11 protein-coding genes are annotated in these 21,432 nt (G+C 44.3%); 7 read left to right on the plus strand and 4 right to left on the minus strand.

Going from position 1 to position 21,432, the window contains the following annotated elements; genetic code table 11:
* Positions 1-117 precede the first annotated feature (117 nt).
* The gene (locus FE392_RS13870) at positions 118-5,163 is read left to right on the plus strand and encodes an inverse autotransporter beta domain-containing protein (protein ID WP_319930809.1); all 5,046 of its coding nucleotides are present in this window, start codon (positions 118-120) and stop codon (positions 5,161-5,163) included.
* Between the two features lie 391 nt (positions 5,164-5,554).
* On the opposite strand, the gene FE392_RS13875 is transcribed toward FE392_RS13870, so the two are convergent.
* On the minus strand, positions 5,555-6,322 hold the full coding sequence (locus tag FE392_RS13875) for a DUF4184 family protein (RefSeq protein ID WP_319930810.1): 768 nt from the start codon (positions 6,320-6,322) through the stop codon (positions 5,555-5,557).
* Between the two features lie 750 nt (positions 6,323-7,072).
* Here FE392_RS13875 and FE392_RS13880 point away from each other — a divergent pair.
* Positions 7,073-10,327: an inverse autotransporter beta domain-containing protein gene (locus tag FE392_RS13880; RefSeq protein WP_319930811.1), complete on the plus strand. Its 3,255-nt coding sequence runs from the start codon at positions 7,073-7,075 to the stop codon at positions 10,325-10,327.
* Positions 10,328-10,641: 314 nt separating this feature from the next.
* Here the strand turns inward: FE392_RS13880 and pta are convergent, their stop codons facing one another.
* A complete protein-coding gene (gene pta, locus FE392_RS13885) occupies positions 10,642-12,771 on the minus strand; it encodes a phosphate acetyltransferase (RefSeq protein ID WP_319930818.1) in 2,130 nt (709 codons plus the stop codon).
* Between the two features lie 223 nt (positions 12,772-12,994).
* On the minus strand, positions 12,995-14,197 hold the full coding sequence (ackA, locus tag FE392_RS13890) for an acetate kinase (RefSeq protein ID WP_319930812.1): 1,203 nt from the start codon (positions 14,195-14,197) through the stop codon (positions 12,995-12,997).
* Positions 14,198-14,462: 265 nt separating this feature from the next.
* Between ackA and yfbV the strand changes: the two genes are divergently transcribed.
* From yfbV to FE392_RS13910, 4 genes are all read left to right on the plus strand, one after another.
* Positions 14,463-14,918, plus strand: a complete 456-nt coding sequence (gene yfbV, locus FE392_RS13895) for a terminus macrodomain insulation protein YfbV (RefSeq protein WP_319930819.1) — start codon at positions 14,463-14,465, stop codon at positions 14,916-14,918.
* Positions 14,919-15,066: 148 nt separating this feature from the next.
* The gene (locus FE392_RS13900; protein WP_319930813.1) at positions 15,067-15,561 is read left to right on the plus strand and encodes a YfbU family protein; all 495 of its coding nucleotides are present in this window, start codon (positions 15,067-15,069) and stop codon (positions 15,559-15,561) included.
* Positions 15,562-15,632: 71 nt separating this feature from the next.
* Entirely contained in the window at positions 15,633-16,325 is a 693-nt protein-coding gene (locus FE392_RS13905) for a sugar phosphatase (protein WP_319930814.1), read from the plus strand.
* A gap of 89 nt (positions 16,326-16,414) precedes the next feature.
* The gene (locus FE392_RS13910) at positions 16,415-18,244 is read left to right on the plus strand and encodes an SLC13 family permease (protein ID WP_319930815.1); all 1,830 of its coding nucleotides are present in this window, start codon (positions 16,415-16,417) and stop codon (positions 18,242-18,244) included.
* A 116-nt stretch (positions 18,245-18,360) separates the two neighbouring features.
* On the opposite strand, the gene yfbR is transcribed toward FE392_RS13910, so the two are convergent.
* A complete protein-coding gene (gene yfbR / locus FE392_RS13915; RefSeq protein ID WP_319930816.1) occupies positions 18,361-18,942 on the minus strand; it encodes a 5'-deoxynucleotidase in 582 nt (193 codons plus the stop codon).
* 294 nt (positions 18,943-19,236) lie between these two features.
* On the opposite strand from yfbR, the gene FE392_RS13920 reads away from it, so the two are divergent.
* On the plus strand, positions 19,237-21,432 hold a 2,196-nt coding region (locus FE392_RS13920; protein WP_319930817.1), incomplete at its 3' end, for an inverse autotransporter beta domain-containing protein.

Below are 21,432 nucleotides of genomic sequence, written 5' to 3' on the forward strand. Positions count from 1 at the left end.
GTTGGGTACTAATTGTCAACTCAACCCAAGAGGAGCAACACACTCAGGGATGAGGCGAAGGCACCAAAATTCAATGAATTCTGGTGAAGATAATGTTGATTCTGAAGGTTGATAAACATGCTAAAAAAACAAGACAGGCAGTGGAAAGAAAAACAGCACCACCACCTAAAATGGGTGGCTTGGGCGAATATCTTTGCGCAAGTGGCCTTTCCCGTCGCAGCGGCGTTTACGCCTGTAGTGGCAACCGCCAACAGTGGTCACCACGCTCAGGAAAGCCAGTCGCATGCCGGGCAGACTCGCCCTTACCGATTGAATGCGGGTGAAAGCGTTAAAACCGTGGCAAAGCGTCATGGTTTGACCGTCACGGAGCTAAAAAAACTCAATCAGCAGCGGGCATTCCATAAACCGTTTGCGAAACTGGGTGCCGGCGATGAGATTGATGTGCCGCATTCTGCTTCTGACCGATTGCTGGCTGACAGCCTGGCAAGCGCTTCCGGCGCACCTGTTACCGGCACCCCGACAACAGAAAATTCCACCGAACGCTGGCTGGCGAGCACCGCATCGCAAGCGGCAAGCATGCTAAAAAACGGCAATATCGTGGACAGCACCAAAAATCAACTGCGCGGCATGGCGGTTAATGAAGCCAACCAAGCGGTGCAAAACTGGCTGCAACGTTACGGCAATGTCAAAATTCAGGCCAATATGGATGACCGAGGGCGGCTGGACGGCAGCCAGTTCGACATGTTGCTGCCACTTTACGATACCGCAAAACACCTGACGTTTACCCAATTTGGCCTGCGCCATATCGATAGCCGCACCACGGCGAACTTTGGTTTAGGTCAGCGCCATTTCTTTGACGATGGCATGTTCGGTTATAACGCCTTTCTCGACCACGACATTACCCGTGACCACACCCGTTTTGGCCTTGGGGCAGAATATGCCCGTGACTTTATGAAATTCGCGGCCAATGGCTATTTCCGTGCCAGCGGCTGGAAAGACGGCAAAAAACTGACCGACTATGAAGAGCGTCCGGCCAACGGCTTTGATCTGCGGGCAGAAGGCTATGTGCCGACCTATCCCCAGTTGGGCGGTAAGTTGATGTATGAGCAGTATTTCGGCGATGAAGTCGGATTGCTGAGTGAAAAACAGCGGCAGAAAAATCCGGCGGCCTTTACCTTCGGCGTGAACTATACGCCCATTCCGTTGGTCACGCTGGGGCTTGACCGTCGCCAGAGCGCTTCCGGTGGCGGAGAAACCTTGTTTAATTTTGGCCTCAATTATGAAATTGGCACGCCTTGGTCAAAACAGGTTAATCCGGATGCGGTGGCTTTCAAGCGTACCCTGCAAGGCGGGCGCTATGATTTGGTCGATCGTAATAACCAAATCGTGCTGGAATACCGCAAGAAAAACCTGATCCGTCTGATGATGGAACCCCGGATCACCGGACGTGGCGGGGCGATTATTCCGCTGAACGTCACAGTCAGTACCAAACACGGGTTGAAAGAGATCATCTGGAACACCGCCAGTCTGGCGGGGGCGGGCGGCAAATTGGTCAGCACCAAATCGCCCTTGGCAGACAATTTAGCCGCTGAATCGGTGCGCGGCGGTACTCATTACCTGCTGACCCTGCCACCGTACAATGCGGGAGGCAATAACACCTACAGCCTGTCCGGTGTGGCTTATGATATGCAGGGCAATGCCTCTGAGCGCATGGAAACGCAGATACTGGTAACGGCGTCGGCGGTTGATCCGGCAGGCTCCGGTTTTGAACCGGCCAATAAAGCGATGGTAGCCGATGGCAAAACCCAGACCGTTATCCGCCTGAAACTGACGGGAACGGACGGCAAACCGGTCAGCGGTGCGGCAGGCAGCATTTCCCTGACCGACGATAAATCCAAACTGACCGGCGACGGTAAAGATCCGGTGTTAGGCACCGAAGTCAAAGAAGTGCCGGAAGGCAGCGGCATCTATGAAGTTACCGCCACTGCGGGCACCAAACATGGCAAGTGGACTGTCAAGCCTACCGTTGACGGGCACGAATTTCCTTCTACCGTGATTGATTTCGGTGATTCGCTGGCCAACATGATTAATACGGAGCAGACCAAATTCGAGCCGGACAATGGCAATCTGAACAAGGAAAATGAAGAGACCGATATCGTCCTGACACTTGTCGATAAAGAGGGTAAACCGATCACGGGTGCTGTCGACAAAATCAAGCTGACAGAAGACAAGAGTGAGCTGTATGGCGAAACACCCGATCCGCACAGAACTGACATCAAGGAAGATCCGGCCGGCAGCGGGATTTACAAAGCCAAAGTGATCGCCGGCAAGAAAAAAGGCACGCTGAAAATCACGCCTGTGGTGGATGGCAAAGAGTTGAAACCAACTCAGATAGTCTTTGGCAATTCGCTGACGGAGATACTCGATCCTGACAGTTCGACAGTGGCACCGACAGACGGTAATAACGCGCTGCCGGCGGATGGCGTTTCCACTAAAACGTTACGTGTTGAGCTGAAAGACAAAAAGGGCAAGGCGCTGACAGGAGCGAAAGACAGCATTAACGTGAGTGCGACGGGCGAATTGCATGGCAAAGGTAAAGAGCCGCATATCGGTGACGTGAAAGAAGTGTCAGCCGGGGTGTATGAAGTCATCATCACGGCGGGTGAGAAAACCGGCGACTGGACGCTGACCACCACCGTGAACGGCACGACCATGAAGAAAGATACGGTGCTGGAATTTGACAACCTGAATGCGCCATCAATCAGCCAGTTAACCGTGACCGGCAACATGGATTTGGGCGGTGAACTGAAAGCCACGTATCAATTTAAGTCCAATGATGGCAATGACGATGACCATTCGTTCTTTGCTTGGGGTGAAGAAAACACCACCGCAGAGAAAGTGAAAGCACTGGCTAAGGCCGCGAATATCAAGGAAGGAAAATTGTCCCGTGATGCGGCTCAGCAAACCGGATTAATGCGTTTTGGTAATGTGGATAACAGAGGTGAAGTGCCTGCGTATATCATTCCACAGGAGGCCGGCGGGAAAATACTGGAGCTGTCAGTACTGGCGGCGAATATCGTCAATATTGGTACGCGTGCGCCTGAGACCGTGATCTTGCGCAAAGGGGCGTCCGGTAACCAAACCACCGGGGGCAACACGCAGGGCGGAGTTTCTGATCCGAATGCCAATCCCAGCATCGACAAGATTGTGCTGAGCGGCAATTTAAAAATCGGGGAAACGCTGAAAGCGGAATATACCTTTAATGATAACGGGGGAGATGCCATCGATAAATCCCAATTTGTCTGGCATGTCAAAGACACCGAAGCGACAGCGTATGCGCCTGTACCGGATACAAAAGGCGTCCTGACGAAACAACTGACACAGGAAGATGCGGGAACTAAGGTCGCGCTGACCATTAAGCCCATTAACGGTAAAAATGGGGCGGGCGAGCCGAAAACCGTCAATACCGATATGAGCGCGGAAGAGGGTAACACCACTGCTTCCATGGGCGGCGCGCCGGGCACTATCCTTGATCCGGAAGCAAAACCGTCTATTGATAAACTGATGTTGGCCGGCAGCCTGTATTTTAATGAAACTCTGGAGGCCAAATATACCTTTAACCCGAACAACGGGGATATCACCGATAAATCCGAATACGTCTGGAAGCGCTTTAAAAAGGACGCGCTGAACAGTGATAAACGGGAAACGGTGACGGATGAGGATGCGAAGGGCATCGTGAATGAAAAAGGCATTCAAAGCGGTAACATTCCGTCGTATAAACTGAGCCCGGAGGACAGTGGTTTCCTGTTGGAGTTGTCCATCCTGCCGAAAAGTAAACTTAAGGCAGCGGATAATTGGGTAGTAATCAATACCAACAAGGACGAGACGCTGACCGGGGGAACGCCCGATGGTGAAGTAATTGATCCAGATTTAGGTGGCGAAATTGTCGATTTAGATATTCACGGTGAGTTGGACATGGGGAAACAACTGAGGGGCACTTATCGCTTTATTCCACGTGATAAAGGAGATACCGATGAATCCGTGTTTATGTGGGGCACCAAGCAACCGCCTTCGAACAACCCTGAGGCACCACAATCACCGGAAAAACTTATCAATAATCACGTTAATGACTCTAAATATCATATTGATCCCGCCAACTCGGGCACTGTGCCGGAGGTTTATACGCTGAAGCAAGATGACAGCGGTCGGGTTATTCAGCTCGCTATGATGCCTCGCGGCCCGCGTAAGGCATTAAACAATAAAATCAAGCTGGGTAAAGTCGCCGTTACCGATACGGATTTGCAGAAAAAGAAAGGCAATGTCACCGGTGGTAACGAAGATGGCACCGTCAAAGGCACGGCGAGTACCATCAAGGCAGAGCTGAAGGAGGAGGACAATGTTAAAAATACGCCTGATGGCTTCAGTGCCCATAAAGGGAAAACCATGACCGTTACCATAGAGACCCAAAATGAAGGTAAGCCTGTGGGTAAAATCCCCATTGAAATAAAGTTGGGTAAGGCGGCAGGACGCGCGAAACAAGATCCCGTCGAGCCTACCGCGAAACTGAAGATTAATGGTGAGACTTATACTAAGGATAAACCCTACAAAGGTCTGACCGATCAGGATGGCAAGCTGGTGATTGAAGTCACTGATAACGAAAGTATCGGCTTGAGGACGCCCTTGGTTATCACGGCGAATGATAAGTCTGACGTCAAGGAAGTGCAGCATGTGATCTTTACGGTACTGACCAGCCCAGATACGGTTAAGGCCAATTATTGGGGACATATGCCAAAGGTCGTAAATATTTCGGGTAAAGGCGCTGTTAAGCGGCCTCTACTATATAATGAAAATACTGTAGGAGAACAAAAAGGATACACAGAGAATAATGAAAAGTGGCTAACTGCAGTTTGGGAAACTGCTAAAAATACTTGCAAGTTACCTGATAAAAATACCGCACAAAAATTATATGACGATAACACAGGTGGTAGAAATGGAAATCTTGCAAAAATTTATGGTTGGCCATTTGGTTCCAACGACGTTGACTTTTACATATGGACTGTTGACCAAAAAGAGCCAGATCGTCACCAATATATTTCTCTAGTTACGGGAAAGTGGGGAGAGACTAAAGGAGGAGGGGAATACGTGGTTTGTGTAGATGAATAATATGTGATTGTTTAAACAATTCTACAAAATCCTAAATAGGATTAACTAAAGCTGCCCCTACAATAACAAGGGGCAGCTGTTTATCATCAGTTATTTTGACATATATAGTATTAGAAACACCCACTGTTTTTATTGAACAATTGCTAGTCGTCTGAAATATGAAAGGTAACCATATTATGCAATAGCCATCAAAACTGGAGCTTGGATGTCATAATCTCTTTGATATTCAGGTAATCAATGGAAAAATTAAACTCAATGGTGATGACAGCAAAATTTCCAGAATTGGCAAGCTTATCTAATTAGTCATAATTCTGAATCCTGCCGTGTTCCATTTAGATGGAATGTAGGAACAATGGGAAATTCAGCTATAATGCTAACTGATGCCAATAACCTAACGTTGATTCACCCTATCCCTCATCGACATAAAACGAGAATTCCATACAGCAATAAATATCAAAATAACCAAAAAAACGGGTACAGACAGCGTCAGTTCAAGAAAAGTCAGTCTTTTTATATCTATCCCCGCCACTTCCCAAGATAAAAACAGTGCTGCTGGAAAGGTCAAAAAAGCGGAAATAAACCCAATGCCGAGCAGGCGGTAAAGTTTTTGCTGGTTATCTTTTTGCATGGCGAGCGCCAATTTTTTCTGGTACTGCCAGTATTTCATCACAAGGTACGATAACCCGAACAACGAACTGAGGTGTTGCAGGATTTTATATATCCCTATTCCTTGTCCATCAGCTATGAAATGAAAAATACGGGATTGTAATAGCGGAAAAAATTCAACAAAGAACCCTGTTTCGTGAGTGAAAGCATCCCAAACGATATGGGTTACCGCACCTATGTATAAAGATAAAACTAAAATAGCATTGTCTTTAATTCCCTGTTTTTTATAAGGAGGAAAGGAGATCGGGAACAGGTTGGATAAAGGGCGTGACAATAGCCGGACAAGTAAGAATATTAATAGGCATAAAGGAAATGCAGTATAAAACCATCCAAGCAAGTGATGCGAAGTTGCTGCAAGTTTATATTGCATAATAGAGTAAAAAAAATCAGGGGATAAACTGCCGACAACGAGGGCAGGTAAATTCAATAATTTCCCTCCGGGGAGTCTTCTCAAAGGAAACACAGCAGCAGGATGTGAAAATGTCCATGGCATTATGAAAGTTCCTAAAAAATATTGTTGAAATGATCGGCTATACCAGACGTTACGGCAATAACTAGATGTACCCTATATTGACAATCTTTTTATTAAAAAGTTTTTCTTTGAAGTTATTCAGCCAAGAAACCGTGATATACCTGCCTGAGAATCTAAGAAACCAGCCTAATAGGCATATTTTTAATATAATGCTTTAACCTTTTTGCCTTTAGCGGTGACAGTTGCACCAGCAAATCTTCATGACATCAAGTTGGTCGTAGAGACACTGGAACACCTTGAAACTGTCAGGGTGGTTAAAAAGAACTGATAAACTAGTGGGGTGTTCCTGGTCTTCAATCGAGGGAAGAAGAACATTATGTGATGATAAGGTATTTATTTCAAAACGAGTCGTTGGGAAATAAAGATAAGCAATTATGAAGGTATATTTCATTTTTATTATGGGTTACTTATCTGGAATAAATTCCTTTTGGAATAGGCTATGAATGTGCAGTTATAACTAAAATACGGGTTAATTTTATTGAATTACAGATTGAAATTAAGCGTGGTCATTCAGAAAATTTAATATGAACTCTTCCATTCACCCCCATTAAAACTACTTTAGATAACCTTGTGTTATTGGTTGATAACCATTTGATATTGATCATGTTTTTGTTTTCTATGCTATATCAAATGGAATGGGGCTCGTCATTTTATAAGTAAACTATTTAATAAAGAGTTCTGTTTTTTTAATTCATAGTGGGGTGTTGGAGAATGTCTGAATATAAAAGAAAAAGAACGAGTTATTTTATTGTCTTACTGATGCTGTTGTTTTTTTCTCTACTTGCTAACGTGTTTCTGAATAACTCTATTTCAGCAGAACTTAATAGTAATTTAGATAAATACAAGATAAATTCGGCTAGTGTTGAAAATGAAAAACAAAAAAATTCAGTTCCAAATCATGAAAATACAGAAAAAGACAATGAAACCTTAAATGCAAATATATCCCAAGCTCTTGCCAGCAACATCCAAACGGCGAGTTATGTTTTGTCCTCTTCGCCTTTGGAATTGACAGAGCAGGCTAAATCCTATGCGTTAGGCAAGTTTAACAATATGATTGTATCCGAAACTCAAAAATGGTTATCCCAGTTTGGAACGGCCAGAATTAATTTTGGTTTGGATAAAAAAGGCACTCTGAAAAATAGCACCGTAGAACTATTATTCCCATTTTATGACAATAAAACAGACTGGCTACTTTTCTCCCAATTAAGTTATCGCAACAAAGACAGCCGCAATACAATTAATCTGGGGCTGGGGGGACGCTATTTTTATCAAGACTGGATGTATGGCCTGAATATTTTTTATGATCATGATTTAACGGGTAAAAATCAGCGTTTGGGATTAGGGGGAGAAATGTGGAGCGACTACATTAAACTTTCCGCTAATACTTATTGGCGCCTGAGTAATTGGCAGGACTCACGCAATTTCAAAGATTATCAAGAACGTCCCGCCAATGGATATGATATTAACGGCGAATTTTTCCTGCCGGCATATCCTAATTTGGGTGCGAAACTGACTTATGAGCAATATTTTGGTAACAACGTAGCGCTAATTAATCGCAATACCAAACAGAAAAACCCCAGCGCTGCGACGGTTGGCCTGACTTACACCCCCGTCCCATTATTTACCATGGGAGTTAATTATAAACAGGGTGAAGGCGGGCATACCGAAACACGAATTTTGGCAAATATAAATTATAAATTAGGCGTTCCTTTAAGTACTCAACTATCATCGGAAAATGTCCATTCTATGCGATCATTGGCGGGAAGCCGCTATGACATGGTGGACAGGAATAATAATATTGTATTGGATCATCGGAAAAAAAATATCGAACAATCATTATCTCTTCCTGAAAATATTATTGGTTATAGTCAGGAGCAGCGTACGATTACCGCTAAGTTAGCGTCTGACAAGTCAGTCAAAGAAATCCACTGGTCAAGTAGCAAATCATTTAAAAATAATGGGGGACAGTTGTCTGCAACAACAGGTGAGACCATTAATATTACCTTACCTAACTATGTCGCAGGCGCTGATCAAAATAACACTTACCCAATTTATGCACGCGCGGAATTAAATGATAACCAGAAGTTACCACCCGTTGAGATGCAAATCACTGTTGGCCCTTTTATGGTAAAAAAACGGGAGGAGTCTAATTTTACACCAGCAGGGCCATTACCACCGACCGGTCAGAAAGAAGATGGATACACTTTTAATCCGGTGGTCACTTTTGATTCAGTAAATGGTGCGCCAATAAAAAATGCCACGATAGCACATGTTCAATGGGTAACAGATCCTAAACTTGGCGAAGATTCAGGGTTGGAGTTGGTGGGCTGGAATGGCGCAGGTTCCAAGGAACTTAATGAATATGGGCAATTCAAGGTCAAACCTACCTTAACCAGTACTAAGCCACATCAAGGTGTTAAAGTTTACCTGCAATTGGATAAGCAACCGCAACAACTGGTGGGAGAGGTCAGTTTTGAGGAGCCGAAATGGCCAATCATTCGAAAGCCCACCTTTACCCCAGAAAATGGAACCGTTCCCGGGGATGGATCTAAGTCATATCAATTTACGGCAAAAGTTGTCGGGACTGACGGTAAAACCCCCTATACAGGGCAAGATATTAAATTTGAGTGGTCATTAAAATTGCCAGAGGGTGCGGATGCGAGCAAGACACAATTATCACCACCGCCTGCTCCGGTTTTAGTTAAACCAGATGGAACACTCGCGGTGTCTTTAAAGAGTTATCAACAAAACCCGGTTGTGAAAGGCGCACAGGTTTGTCTCTATATTGTTGATGGCCCTTCTGTGCAAAAGTGCTCAGAACCGGTGAATTTTCAGGACGATTCTTTAGGGTATGAGATTAGCAATATTGAAGTTCACAGTGTTATCGTCAATGGTGTAGAACACCCCCTTAAACCGGGGGAAAAGAAAATACTATCTGGGAACGGAGCTGATCGATTTAAATATCGTGCATTGATCGCTAAGGAAAACAGCAATGGTCAAGCTCGAATTAAAAACCATCAATTTCATAATGTGAAATGGTCACATGATCAGGAACAGATCGATAAGAAAGACTTACCTGAGCTTGTTTATGATGATATGAAAACAGATGATGAAGGGTATTTATATGCGACATTAAATAGTCATGTTGGTGTTAATAGAGATATTGGCGTAACACTGGCTATACCCTCTCTGAAAGAAGGAATAGATATAAAGAAAAAAACGGATGCGCGTAATTCGGTGCGTTTTAAAGCTGTTCCTGTTGAAGCAGTATTATATGTCTATAATAAATACAACATGATGGGTAGAAATGGAATATTTAGTGATTATGGTCATCCAATTCATTTCTTTGATTCCTTGAATGGAGAACTGCTAAATCTTAAAAGCCAGGATTTCTTTAACAAAGAAGAGCTTCAATATACGTTAGAGAATGCGTCTCCTCCGGATCTTGTTGAGTTAGGGAATAATAATAAAGGCCCTATTAGTTTTAAGAAAAAAGGGAAAGGAACAATCATTGCAACCATCACAAAAAACGATGGGCGAGCCTACGTATATCGTTATGAATTAAAGATGGAGAAAAAGCTATTTTTTGCTGCTATAGCAGGTAAAGATGGATACTATCATACAGCAAATGATGGTATTACCTGTGAATCCAATGGTGTTAGCGAAAATGGTGGTAAAAGCAGATCCTTAACGCAATGGGATTTATTTAAATCAGGCGGACGAGACTCGATATATTCCGAGTTCGCTAACCTTTATCAGTGGGGGATATTTGATCAGAAAAATGGTGAACCTGTAGGGCCGCAAGCAGGCTTCGATACAATCAAAATTCTTAATACACCAGACCCAAATGTTATTGACCCAGCAAAATCATATTATGTGATATATGATGCAAAAGAAAATAAGATAACTGATGAAGCCGCTATAAAAGCAAAGGGTGGATTATTAGTTTGTATTGATGATAAATGATGTAAAAGCATGTGGCGTTAATATCGAGATAGCTTTGTTTTTTCTTAAAAAGGCGTGCATTAACCGGCACGCCTTTTTAAGTATTCTGCCTGATGGTACAGATGCACTTTTCATTCATAATACACGGTCTACCCACGGATTTGGTGTATATGAACCATTTTTAATTGCAAAAGGAAAGTATCAAACGGCACTCTATTATTAATAATTGTCTGAATCGACGATTGGTGATGAATGGGACGCAGATAAAAAAATAGCCCCATGAAATAAAATCATAGGGCTATTTCACGCAATCAACACATTATTTTTCTAGAAAATTAAGCGTTTTCTTGCTGAGTTGACTGAATGGCAGTCAGTGCAACGGTGTAAACGATATCGTCAACCAGTGCGCCACGGGACAGGTCGTTAACCGGTTTACGCATACCTTGCAGCATTGGCCCGATAGAAACCAGATCCGCTGAACGCTGTACCGCTTTGTAAGTGGTGTTACCGGTGTTCAAATCTGGGAAGATAAACACGGTCGCCTGACCCGCAACAGGGGAGTTTGGTGCCTTGGATTTCGCCACGTCTGCCATGATAGCCGCATCGTACTGCAATGGGCCGTCGATGATCAGGTCAGGGCGTTTTTCCTGTGCCAGACGAGTTGCTTCACGCACTTTCTCAACATCGCTGCCTGCACCAGAATTGCCGGTGGAGTAGGAGATCATCGCAACACGAGGCTCGATACCAAACGCTTTTGCAGAGTCTGCTGACTGGATAGCAATTTCAGACAGTTGTTCAGCGGTTGGATCTGGGTTGATCGCACAGTCACCGTATACCAACACCTGTTCTGGCAGCAGCATAAAGAAGACAGAAGAAACCAGTGAGCTGTTTGGCGCGGTTTTGATCAACTGCAATGGTGGGCGAATGGTGTTGGCGGTTGTGTGCACGGCACCGGAAACCAGACCATCAACTTCGTTTTGTTCCAGCATCATCGTACCCAGAACAACGTTGTCTTCCAGTTGTTCGCGGGCAACCACTTCGGTCATGCCTTTGTTTTTGCGCAATTCAACCAGACGCGGAACATAACGCTCACGTACTGCCGCCGGGTTAACGATTTCAATGCCGGCACCCAGTTCAACGCCTTGGGCTGCCGCCACACGACGGATTTCTTCCGGATCACCCAACAGGACACATTCGGCAATGCCGCGCTCAGCACAGATAGACGCTGCTTTCACTGTGCGTGGTTCGTCGCCTTCCGGCAGAACAATGCGTTTGCCAGCCTGACGGGCAAGTTCGGTCAATTGATAGCGGAATGCTGGCGGAGACAGCAGGTTCGGACGTTCTGACGCTGCGGCCAGAGAATCGATCCACTCGCTGCTGATATGGTGCGCAACGTAGTTCTGAACTTTCTCGATACGCTCATGATCATCAGCCGGAACTTCCAGACTGAAACTTTGCAGATTCAGGGATGTCTGCCATGTGTTGGTGTTCACAGTAAATACTGGCAGGCCAGTGCTGAATGCACGTTCGCACAATTCACGGATGGAATCGTCGATGGCATAACCGCCGGTCAGCAGGACTGCACCAACTTCTACGCCATTCATGGCGGCCAGACATGCCGTGATCAGGACATCAGGGCGATCAGCTGAAGTGACCAGCAGGGAACCCGGACGGAAGTATTCCAGCATGTTAGGAATGCTGCGGGCACAGAAAGTCACGGACTTGATGCGGCGGCTACTGATGGCCCCTTCGTTGATGATCTCAGCCTTCAGGTGTTTTGCCATATCGATTGCGCGGGTCGCGATCAGGTCAAAACTCCACGGAATGCAGCCAAGAATTGGCAGCGGGCTGTTTTTAAAGATAGTTTTTGGATCAATGTGAGCAATGGTCGCTTTAGTGGATTCGTCAAAAATTTCTGACAAATCAGGACGGGTGCGGCCTTGTTCATCAACTGGTGCATTCAGTTTATTGACGATGACACCGATGATATTGGTGTTTTTGACACCACCATATTCAGCACGGCTCAGTTCAATGCGCTCTTTGAGCTGTTCTGGGGAATCAGTACCCAGTGCTGTGACAAATACGATTTCAGCATTCAGGGTTTTGGCAATTTCGTAGTTCAGGGACTGGGCAAACGGATGCTTGCGGGTCGGAACCAGACCTTCAATCAGAACTACTTCGGCATCTTTGGTGTTTTCGTGGTAACGCGCCACGATTTCTTCCATCAACACATCTTTTTTGTTGGTGGTCAGAAGGGATTCCACATGAGCCATATCCAAAGGTTCAGCAGCAGGAAGGCTGGAGTGTGAACGGATAATGGAAGTGGTTTGATCCTGAGAATCAGCACGGCGTGGTTGTGCGATAGGTTTGAAAACGCTCAGGCGAACACCTTTTTGCTCCATGGAGCGGATAACACCCAAGCTGACACTGGTCAAGCCAACGCTGGTACCAGTGGGGATAAGCATAATTGTACGGGACACGGAAACCTCTTTAACGGTTGCTCGTTAGTCAATAAATATGACTCATGGGATAGTGGGTTCAATGCTATATGAATAGTCGAAATTTGAACCATGAGCCAACGCAATATTTATTAAGGAATATACCTGCTGTCTTTCAAAGGCATATAAATAGTGCATTCATGAATGGCGAACCGCCAGCAATGCTGGCGGTTCTTAAAAATCATGTTGCTTATGCTGTCAGGCGTGCGGAATCCTGAGCGATAACCAATTCTTCATTGGTTGGGATAACCAGAGCAGGACGGCTGTTGTCAGTGGTGATAACACCTGATTTACCGAAGCGGGCAGCCAGATTACGTTCGTTATCAAATTCGAAGCCCAGCAGAGCAATTTTCTTCATGACCAGTTCACGAACCAGTGAAGAGTTTTCACCGATGCCACCTGTGAAGATAACAGCATCCAGACGGCCTTCCATCAGTGCGCTGTAAGCACCGACGTATTTAGCCAGACGGTGGCAGTAAACATCCATTGCACGCTTGGCATCTGCTTTAGTTTCGTAGTTATCTTCTACGTAACGGCAGTCGCTGGTCACTTCAGTCAGGCCTTGGAAGCCGGATTCTTTGGTCAGCAGGGTGTTGATCTGAGCAACAGTCATGCCCATTGCATCATGCAGGTGGAATACGATAGCTGGATCGATGTCACCACTGCGGGTACCCATAACCAGACCTTCCAGCGGAGTCAGACCCATGGAAGTATCAACGCACTTACCGTTAACAATCGCAGCAACAGAACCACCGTTGCCCAGATGGCAAGTGATGACGTTCAGTTCTTCAACAGGTTTGTTCAGCATTTTAGCGGCTTCACGGGAAACGTAGAAGTGGCTGGTGCCGTGTGCGCCGTAACGACGGATGCCATGATCTTTATACAGGCTGTATGGCAGTGCGTACAGGTACGCTTCTTCTGGCATTGTCTGGTGGAATGCTGTGTCAAATACGGCGATGTTTTTCTCTACCAGATGAGGAAATGCTTTTTTCGCTTCTGCGATACCGATCAGGTGAGCTGGGTTGTGCAGTGGTGCAAATGGGATAGCAGCTTCAATACCTTTGATAACTTCATCAGTGATAAGCACAGAAGAAGTAAATTTCTCACCACCATGAACGATACGGTGACCGATGGCTGAAATTTGTGCAGAAAGTTCTGGCTTTTCAGCCAAAATAGTATTAACAATGAAATTCAAAGCTTCGCTGTGTGCTGCGCCGGCACCTAAAGCAGCTTCATTTTTTGCTCCATCCATTTTCCATTTAAGGCGGGCTTCAGGCAGGTTAAAGCACTCTGCCAGGCCGGAAAGATATTCTTCACCATTAGCAGGATCGATGATGGCGAATTTCAGAGAGGAGCTACCGCAATTAAGAACCAGTACCAGCTTACTTGACATGTAAATACCTATTATCTTGTTGTGATCTAATCTTAAATAAGACAAATGTTAAAAAACTAAAGTAATTTGTTAACATTCTGAATCCAATTGTTGCGAAAAAGGCCAAAATTCCTGTTTTGTTACTGCAACAACATAAAAGTCTGTGTAGGATACAGTTTGCTAGCAATAAAGACAAAATATACTTAATGCTATTAATACTACAAAAAAGATTTTATCTTTTGTAGGTATTTTTTAAAAACTATACCTTTAATTGATTGAGGTTATGATGAATACGACACCACCTGTCAGCCAAGGTTGGTTCAAGCGCATGCAGTTAGGTCAGCAATATTTGAAAACATGGCCGCTGGAAAAGCAGCTCGGGGCTGTTTTTCCAGAGAATCGTGTTATCAAGGCGACTCGCTTTGGTATTCGTTTTATGCCGCCATTGGCCATTTTCACTTTAACCTGGCAAATTGCATTAGGTGGTCAATTAGGGCCATCAGTCGCAACGGCACTGTTTGCCTGTAGTTTGCCTTTGCAAGGGTTATGGTGGCTGGGAAAACGTGCAGCAACGCCATTGCCGGAAGGTTTATTGAAATGGTTTTATGAAATCCGGGAAAAATTTACGGAAGCGGGAATTGCAATGGCTCCCGTGGAAAACGCCCCAACTTATTTCTCGCTGGCCGAATTGCTTAAACGGGCATTCAAGCAATTGGACAACTCTTTCCTTGATGATATTTAAACCGCTGGAGGCCTGATTCCGGCAGTAGCTGAATCAATTAACCCATAACCCCCGTTCAGATCAATAAATGGTTGTTTTACACTACTCATAAAAAATGAGTAGTGCGATGATGCGGTCAAGATAGTTTCCTTCTTTAAGGAGTTCCACAATGGAAATGACCCATGCACAACGTTTAATCCTCTCCAATCAATACAAACTGATGTCGATGCTGGAGCCTGAACAGGCTGAACGGTATCGTCGTCATCAAACCATTATCGAGCGGGGTTTTGGGTTACAATTACGTGAGTTAGATCGCGATTTTGGTGAGTTATCTGAAGAGACTTGCCGTACTATCATTAATATTATGGAAATGTATCATGCACTGCATGTTTCATTGAGTAATCTTAAAGAACGGCAAGAACTGGATGAACGTCGTATTTCATTTTTAGGTTTTGATGCGGCGACAGAACCCCATTATCTTGCTTATGTGCGTTTCATGGTGAATACAGAAGGGCGCTATACGCATTTTGACTCCGGCAGTCACGGTTTTAATTCCCAGACACCGATGTGGAATAAGTATCAGCGCATGTTGGCGCTTTGGTTTTCTTGCCCTCGCCAATACCATCTGAGTTCCGTGGAAATTGGTCAGATTATTAACGCATAGTTTTCATAACCAAACAGTTTTTATAAATAAACTGTTTTTATAAACGAACAATTGCGTTTAAGGAGCCGGGTTTGGTACTGCAATGTAAAGGTTTTTTATTCGATTTGGATGGCACATTGATCGATTCATTACCCGCGGTTGAGCGGGCATGGTGTCAGTTTGCCGATAAAATGGGCATCAGCCGTGATGAAGTTTTGAACTATATTCACGGTACGCCAGCAATATTATCTCTGCGCCATTTTATGCCTGATGCCAGTGAAGAAGAGATAGCCAGCACGTTCAAGTGGATAGAAAAAATCGAAACAGAAGATACGGAAGGTATTACGCCGTTGCCCGGTGCCCTTGCCCTGATTGATAAATTGAATGCACTGGATATTCCCTGGGCAATTGTGACATCGGGCACAGTACCACTGGCTTCTGCGCGCCATAAAGTGGCTGGGTTACCTGAGCCAGCTCATTGGGTGACTGCGGAATCCGTTAAAAAGGGGAAACCCAATCCCGAGCCTTATTTATTGGGTGCTAAAAAACTCGGACTGTTGCCAGAAGAATGTGTCGTCTTTGAAGACGCAACCGCGGGTATCCACGCTGGCTTGGATGCAGGCTGCCAGGTGGTTGTCGTCCATGACTTACCCGGAATTCCACGCCGTGAAGAAACCCACTTGACCGTCACTAATCTGGAAGAGATTGAAATCGTCAAATCAGGCGGTTATGTGTCCATTTATAAAATGGATCAAGGAACTGACACAGATCAGCAAAGTTATTGATCTTAACGTGGTCTTTTTCTTAAGAAAAATGCTCTACTGGCCTTGTTAACGTTTCATCTCATTTAAAGGTATCGTTGATAGGAGCCGAATTGAATAGCGAATTATTGTGGGTATTGACCCTGCTATTGATAGCTATTGTACTTTTCACCACCAATAAAGTCAGAATGGATGTTGTGGCTTTATTGGTGATCATCGCGTTTGTCCTGAGTGGCACCCTGACGTTGAGCGAGGCCACTGTCGGTTTTAGTGATCCCAATGTGTTGTTGATTGCTGCCCTGTTTGTGATTGGCGAAGGGCTGGTGAGAACCGGTGTTGCCTATCAAATGGGCGATTGGTTGGTTCGGGTCGCCGGCAGCAGTGAAACAAAAATGCTAATCTGGCTGATGCTGTCGGTTGCCGGGTTGGGGGCTTTCATGAGTTCGACGGGCGTTGTGGCTATCTTTATCCCTGTTGTACTGAGTGTGGCAGCCAGAATGGAAATCTCTCCCGGGCGGCTTATGATGCCATTGGGTTTTGCCGGCCTTATCAGCGGCATGATGACGCTGGTCGCGACACCACCCAATATGGTTGTTAACAGTGAGTTGGTGCGTGAAGGATTGCGGGGCTTTGATTTTTTCTCCATTACACCAATCGGTATTTGTGTTCTGCTGGCTGGCGTGGCTTATATGTTGATTGCCCGCCGTTGGCTGGGAGGGAATGCTCAGCAGGCTGTGGATAAACGCTATCAGCGGACGTTTCGTGATCTTATTCGCGATTATAAATTATCAGGCCGAGCACGCCGTCTTGCCATTCGCCAAAATTCACCTTTGATTGGTCATACGCTGGATGAATTGGGGCTGCGCGCCCGTTATAGCGCCAATGTCATTGGCATTGAACGCTGGCGTAAATTCCGCCGGGTAATGATGGCAGCTACCGGTGATATAGAATTAAGGGAACAAGATGTGTTGCTGGTGGATATGTCTGAAAGTGATATCGATTTGCGGGAATTCTGCGGCGATCAGCAGTTAGAACCTATGGTATTGCGAGGCGAATATTTTTCGTCACACTCCCGTGATGTCGGAATGGCAGAAGTCTCCGTCATCCCTGAATCCGATTTGTTGGGGCAATCCCTGCGCAGCATGAAATTCCGTACACGCTACGGCCTCAATGTAGTAGGGATCCGCCGGAGCGGTAAGGCGCTATTGGGCAGATTAGTTGATGAGCCTTTACTGCTCGGCGATACCTTGCTGGTTATTGGTGACTGGAAACTGATTCGGGCACTGAAAACGAAAGCGCCGGATTTCATTGTCCTGAATTTGCCTGTTGAGGAAGAGAGCGCCGCGCCGGCCGCTTCACAGGCACCGCATGCCTTATTTTGTCTCGCCCTGATGGTTGCCATGATGTTGACCAATGAAATCCCCAATTTTATTGCTGTGTTGATTGCTTGCCTGCTGATGGGAAAATTCCGCTGTATTGATATGGAAAGCGCTTACCGAGCCATTCACTGGCCGAGCATTATCCTGATTGTCGGCATGATGCCTTTCGCGCTGGCATTGCAGAAAACGGGGGGCATTGACCTAATCGTCCGGGGATTGATGGATATTGCGGGCGATATGGGGCCACGGGTGATGCTGATGTGTCTGTTTGTACTTTGCGCTGTTATCGGGTTATTTATCTCGAACACGGCGACTGCGGTGTTAATGGCACCGATTGCAATTGCAGCGGCGAATCAGATGGCAGTATCGTCTTTGCCTTTTGCGATGATGATTGGTGTTGCTGCTTCAGCGGCATTCATGACACCGGTTTCCTCTCCCGTCAATACATTAATATTGGGGCCGGGCGGATATAAGTTTTCAGATTTCCTGAAAATTGGCATCCCCTTTACGCTGATTGTCATGGGGATCAGTGTCACGATTATTCCGATACTTTTCCCATTCTGACCCCTTTATTTTCCGAAAGCGCTTCCATCTTTCAAGTTGCGCTGGTGTAGCTGCAACTTGAAAGATAACAGGCATAATATCATTTCAGAAGAATATGAACCGTATCATGGTGTTAGCTATAGGCTAATTTCGTCAAGGGACAGGCTGAAGCTCGGCACAAAGACCTCCATAAAATAATCCATTTCTGCACTGTGGCGCTCTGCCAGTGTTTTTTCCAACCGGGTTTTGGCTTGATTAAACTCGACATTCCCCGCTGAAAGCTCTTCCAGACATTTCAAATAAGCACACAACGCATCAGCTTGTTTAATGATGAGCGTTTCCTCTTCCGTATGACAATGCTCATCTAATATGCAGCGGAAATCATCCTGCAATTCAGCCGGCAACATCTCCAGCAATTTTTGCTGGGCAATTTTTTCTATTTTTTTATATTCGTAAGCAATCTGAGGGTTGTAATACTTAATCGGGGTAGGCAAATCGCCGGTGATAACTTCGCTGGCATCGTGATACATCGCCAGCAGGGCGATTCGTTCAACATTGACATTACCGTTGAATTTCCGGTTTTTGATAACAGCCAGTGCGTGCGCGACAAAGGCGACCTGCAAGCTGTGCTCTGAAACATTTTCAGTACGCACATTGCGCATAAGCGGCCAGCGGTTGATTAATTTCAGACGGGATAATTGGGCAAAAAAATGGCTCATGATTTTCTCTTCCTGCACAATGGAGTGATCAATTGTGGGCGGGTGACGAAAGGAAGTAAACCTCTTGAGTGTCAAATTTTGGCATTGATTTTTAAAAGAGGAAGCGCATGAAAGCATTGCGGGAGGTAGCGTGTACTTGCCGGTGATGAAAATCATTCAAAACACCTCTAAAAATTATCTTTTATAATTCAATTAATTATTATGTGATAACTATTTTGAATCAGGTTGTTTTGAATATTAATCTAGCATTAGGAGAAGACTAACATCGATCAATAATAAATGGGAAATTAAACGATGATTCAGTTGGCAGGCAAATTTATGAGATTTTTATCCATATCCTATATTAGAAAGCTTATCGTTTTCTTTTATATAATATTTATGCCCATTGTTATGCTAAATGCTTTAGCAGGTAACAATTTAAAAACAGAAGAACCAGCTATCCATTTACAAGAAAAAAACACCTCAGAGCCTGATATTCCACATGCAATCATAGAAAACATTCAAACAGCGAACCGCATTCTTTCTTCATCTCCTTCAGAACTAACAGAACAAGCAAAATCCTATGCTTTGAATAAATTTAACGTAACTGCTTCTTCTGAGTTGCACAAATGGCTATCTCAATTTGGTGCTGCTAAAATTAATTTTGGATTAGATAAGAAGGGGACGTTGAAAAATAACTCATTAGAACTGCTGTTGCCCATTTATGATAATAAAGCAGATTGGCTTTTTTTTTCTCAATTGAGCTATCGTAGAAAAGATAACCGAAATACTATTAACGTAGGCTTAGGTGGCCGTTATTTTTATCAAAACTGGATGTATGGATTGAACACTTTTTATGATCATGATTTTACTGGAAATAATCAGCGTCTAGGGTTAGGGGGTGAAATTTGGGGGGATTATATTAAATTTTCTGCTAATACCTATTGGCGCTTAAGCAGTTGGCAGGGGTCAAGAAATTTTGAGAATTATTATGAACGTACAGCCAATGGCTATGATATAAATGGTGAGTTCTTCCTGCCCGCTTACCCTCACCTGGGAATGAAATTAACGTATGAACAATATTTTGGTAATAATGTCACTTTATTTAATTCAGACACCAAACAGAAAAATCCGAGTCTGGCTAAGTTAGGTTTGACTTATACACCAATACCATTATTTACAATGGGGGTAGATTATAAACAAGGAGAAAGCAGTCATACTGAAACACAATTTTTGGCAAACATAAATTATAAGTTTGGGATACCTCTTAGTGCCCAATTATCACAAAGCAACGTCTCTTTTATACGGACATTGGCAGGCAGTCGTTACGATTTTGTAGAAAGAAATAACAATATTATTCTTGAACACCAAAAGAAAGAAAAAGAAGAACTGATTGCGATGGCACCTATTATTGGCTATGGTCATCAGGAGATAAAGGTTAATTCACCATTGTTGTCTGATGCTGATATTAAACAAACCCACTGGGTTGTTACAGATAAAGAGTTCAAGAAAAATAATGGTAAACTTTCTTCTGAATTAGGTAATAGCATTACTGTTACTTTGCCTAGTTATCAAGAAACACATCAAAACGATTATATACTTAACATATTGCCTGAATCAAAAAAAGGAAGACAAATAAAACCTATAGAAGTACATATAAAGGTTTTGCCTTTTTTGATAGATGGAAAGGTGAACATTATTTCACCGGAATTACCTGCAGCAACTGGTAAAAAAGAAAATGGTTATACATTTGTTCCTCCTATTATTACGTATACGAGTTCTCCATCAGGAACATTTGTCAAAAATGCCCAAATTGATAAAGTCACATGGACAACTGAACCTGCTTTGGCCAATGATTCAGGCTTGGAGTTTCTATGGAATGAACAGCCTGCCAAAACAAATGATAAGGGAGAATTAACCAATGAAAATGGGCAATTGATACCTAACATTTTATACAGCAAAAAACCGTATGATAAAATAGATGTTTACATTCAATTAGATGGTGCTCCACGGCAAAAAATAGGTTCAGTGAAGTTTGACGAGAATAAATCTCATCAATATCAAGTAAAAAGCATTGTGGTGGATAATAAAGGGCCGCTTATTGCTAATGGTGAAACTACCTACACTTATACGGCTTATATCGTCGATGGAAATGGAAAAAAGGCACCTGAAGGCCAGAAGATTACCAATATTCATTGGGACAAAAATAATAATACCGCAGGTCTTAAACTCACCTTCAAAAATGATGTGGATAATACGGGGCCTGACGGAACACTGACGGCAAAACTGAGCAGTACGGCAGTTGTCGATGATGTCGTGGTTTCACTTTCTGTTGAAGAACAAAAAATCCCCGTATCAGCCGAGAAAGTCGCGTTTAGTCCAGATAAATCAAGTTATCACATTGATGGCGGTCTGACAGCGAGTCCCAAAGGGCCTTTGACTGTGGGAGATGGCACATTTTATACCTTTACAGCCAAGATTATTGATCGTGAAAATCAAGCGGTAGTGAAT

Source organism: Xenorhabdus santafensis, assembly GCF_033949405.1.
GTDB classification, from domain to species: domain Bacteria; phylum Pseudomonadota; class Gammaproteobacteria; order Enterobacterales; family Enterobacteriaceae; genus Xenorhabdus; species Xenorhabdus santafensis.

Coding starts and splice junctions, on each gene's coding strand:
- FE392_RS13870 (WP_319930809.1), top strand. CDS start 118: ATGCTAAAAAAACAAGACAGGCAGTGGAAAGAAAAACAGCACCACCAC.
- FE392_RS13875 (WP_319930810.1), bottom strand. CDS start 6,322: ATGCCATGGACATTTTCACATCCTGCTGCTGTGTTTCCTTTGAGAAGA.
- FE392_RS13880 (WP_319930811.1), top strand. CDS start 7,073: ATGTCTGAATATAAAAGAAAAAGAACGAGTTATTTTATTGTCTTACTG.
- pta (WP_319930818.1), bottom strand. CDS start 12,771: ATGCTTATCCCCACTGGTACCAGCGTTGGCTTGACCAGTGTCAGCTTG.
- ackA (WP_319930812.1), bottom strand. CDS start 14,197: ATGTCAAGTAAGCTGGTACTGGTTCTTAATTGCGGTAGCTCCTCTCTG.
- yfbV (WP_319930819.1), top strand. CDS start 14,463: ATGAATACGACACCACCTGTCAGCCAAGGTTGGTTCAAGCGCATGCAG.
- FE392_RS13900 (WP_319930813.1), top strand. CDS start 15,067: ATGGAAATGACCCATGCACAACGTTTAATCCTCTCCAATCAATACAAA.
- yfbR (WP_319930816.1), bottom strand. CDS start 18,942: ATGAGCCATTTTTTTGCCCAATTATCCCGTCTGAAATTAATCAACCGC.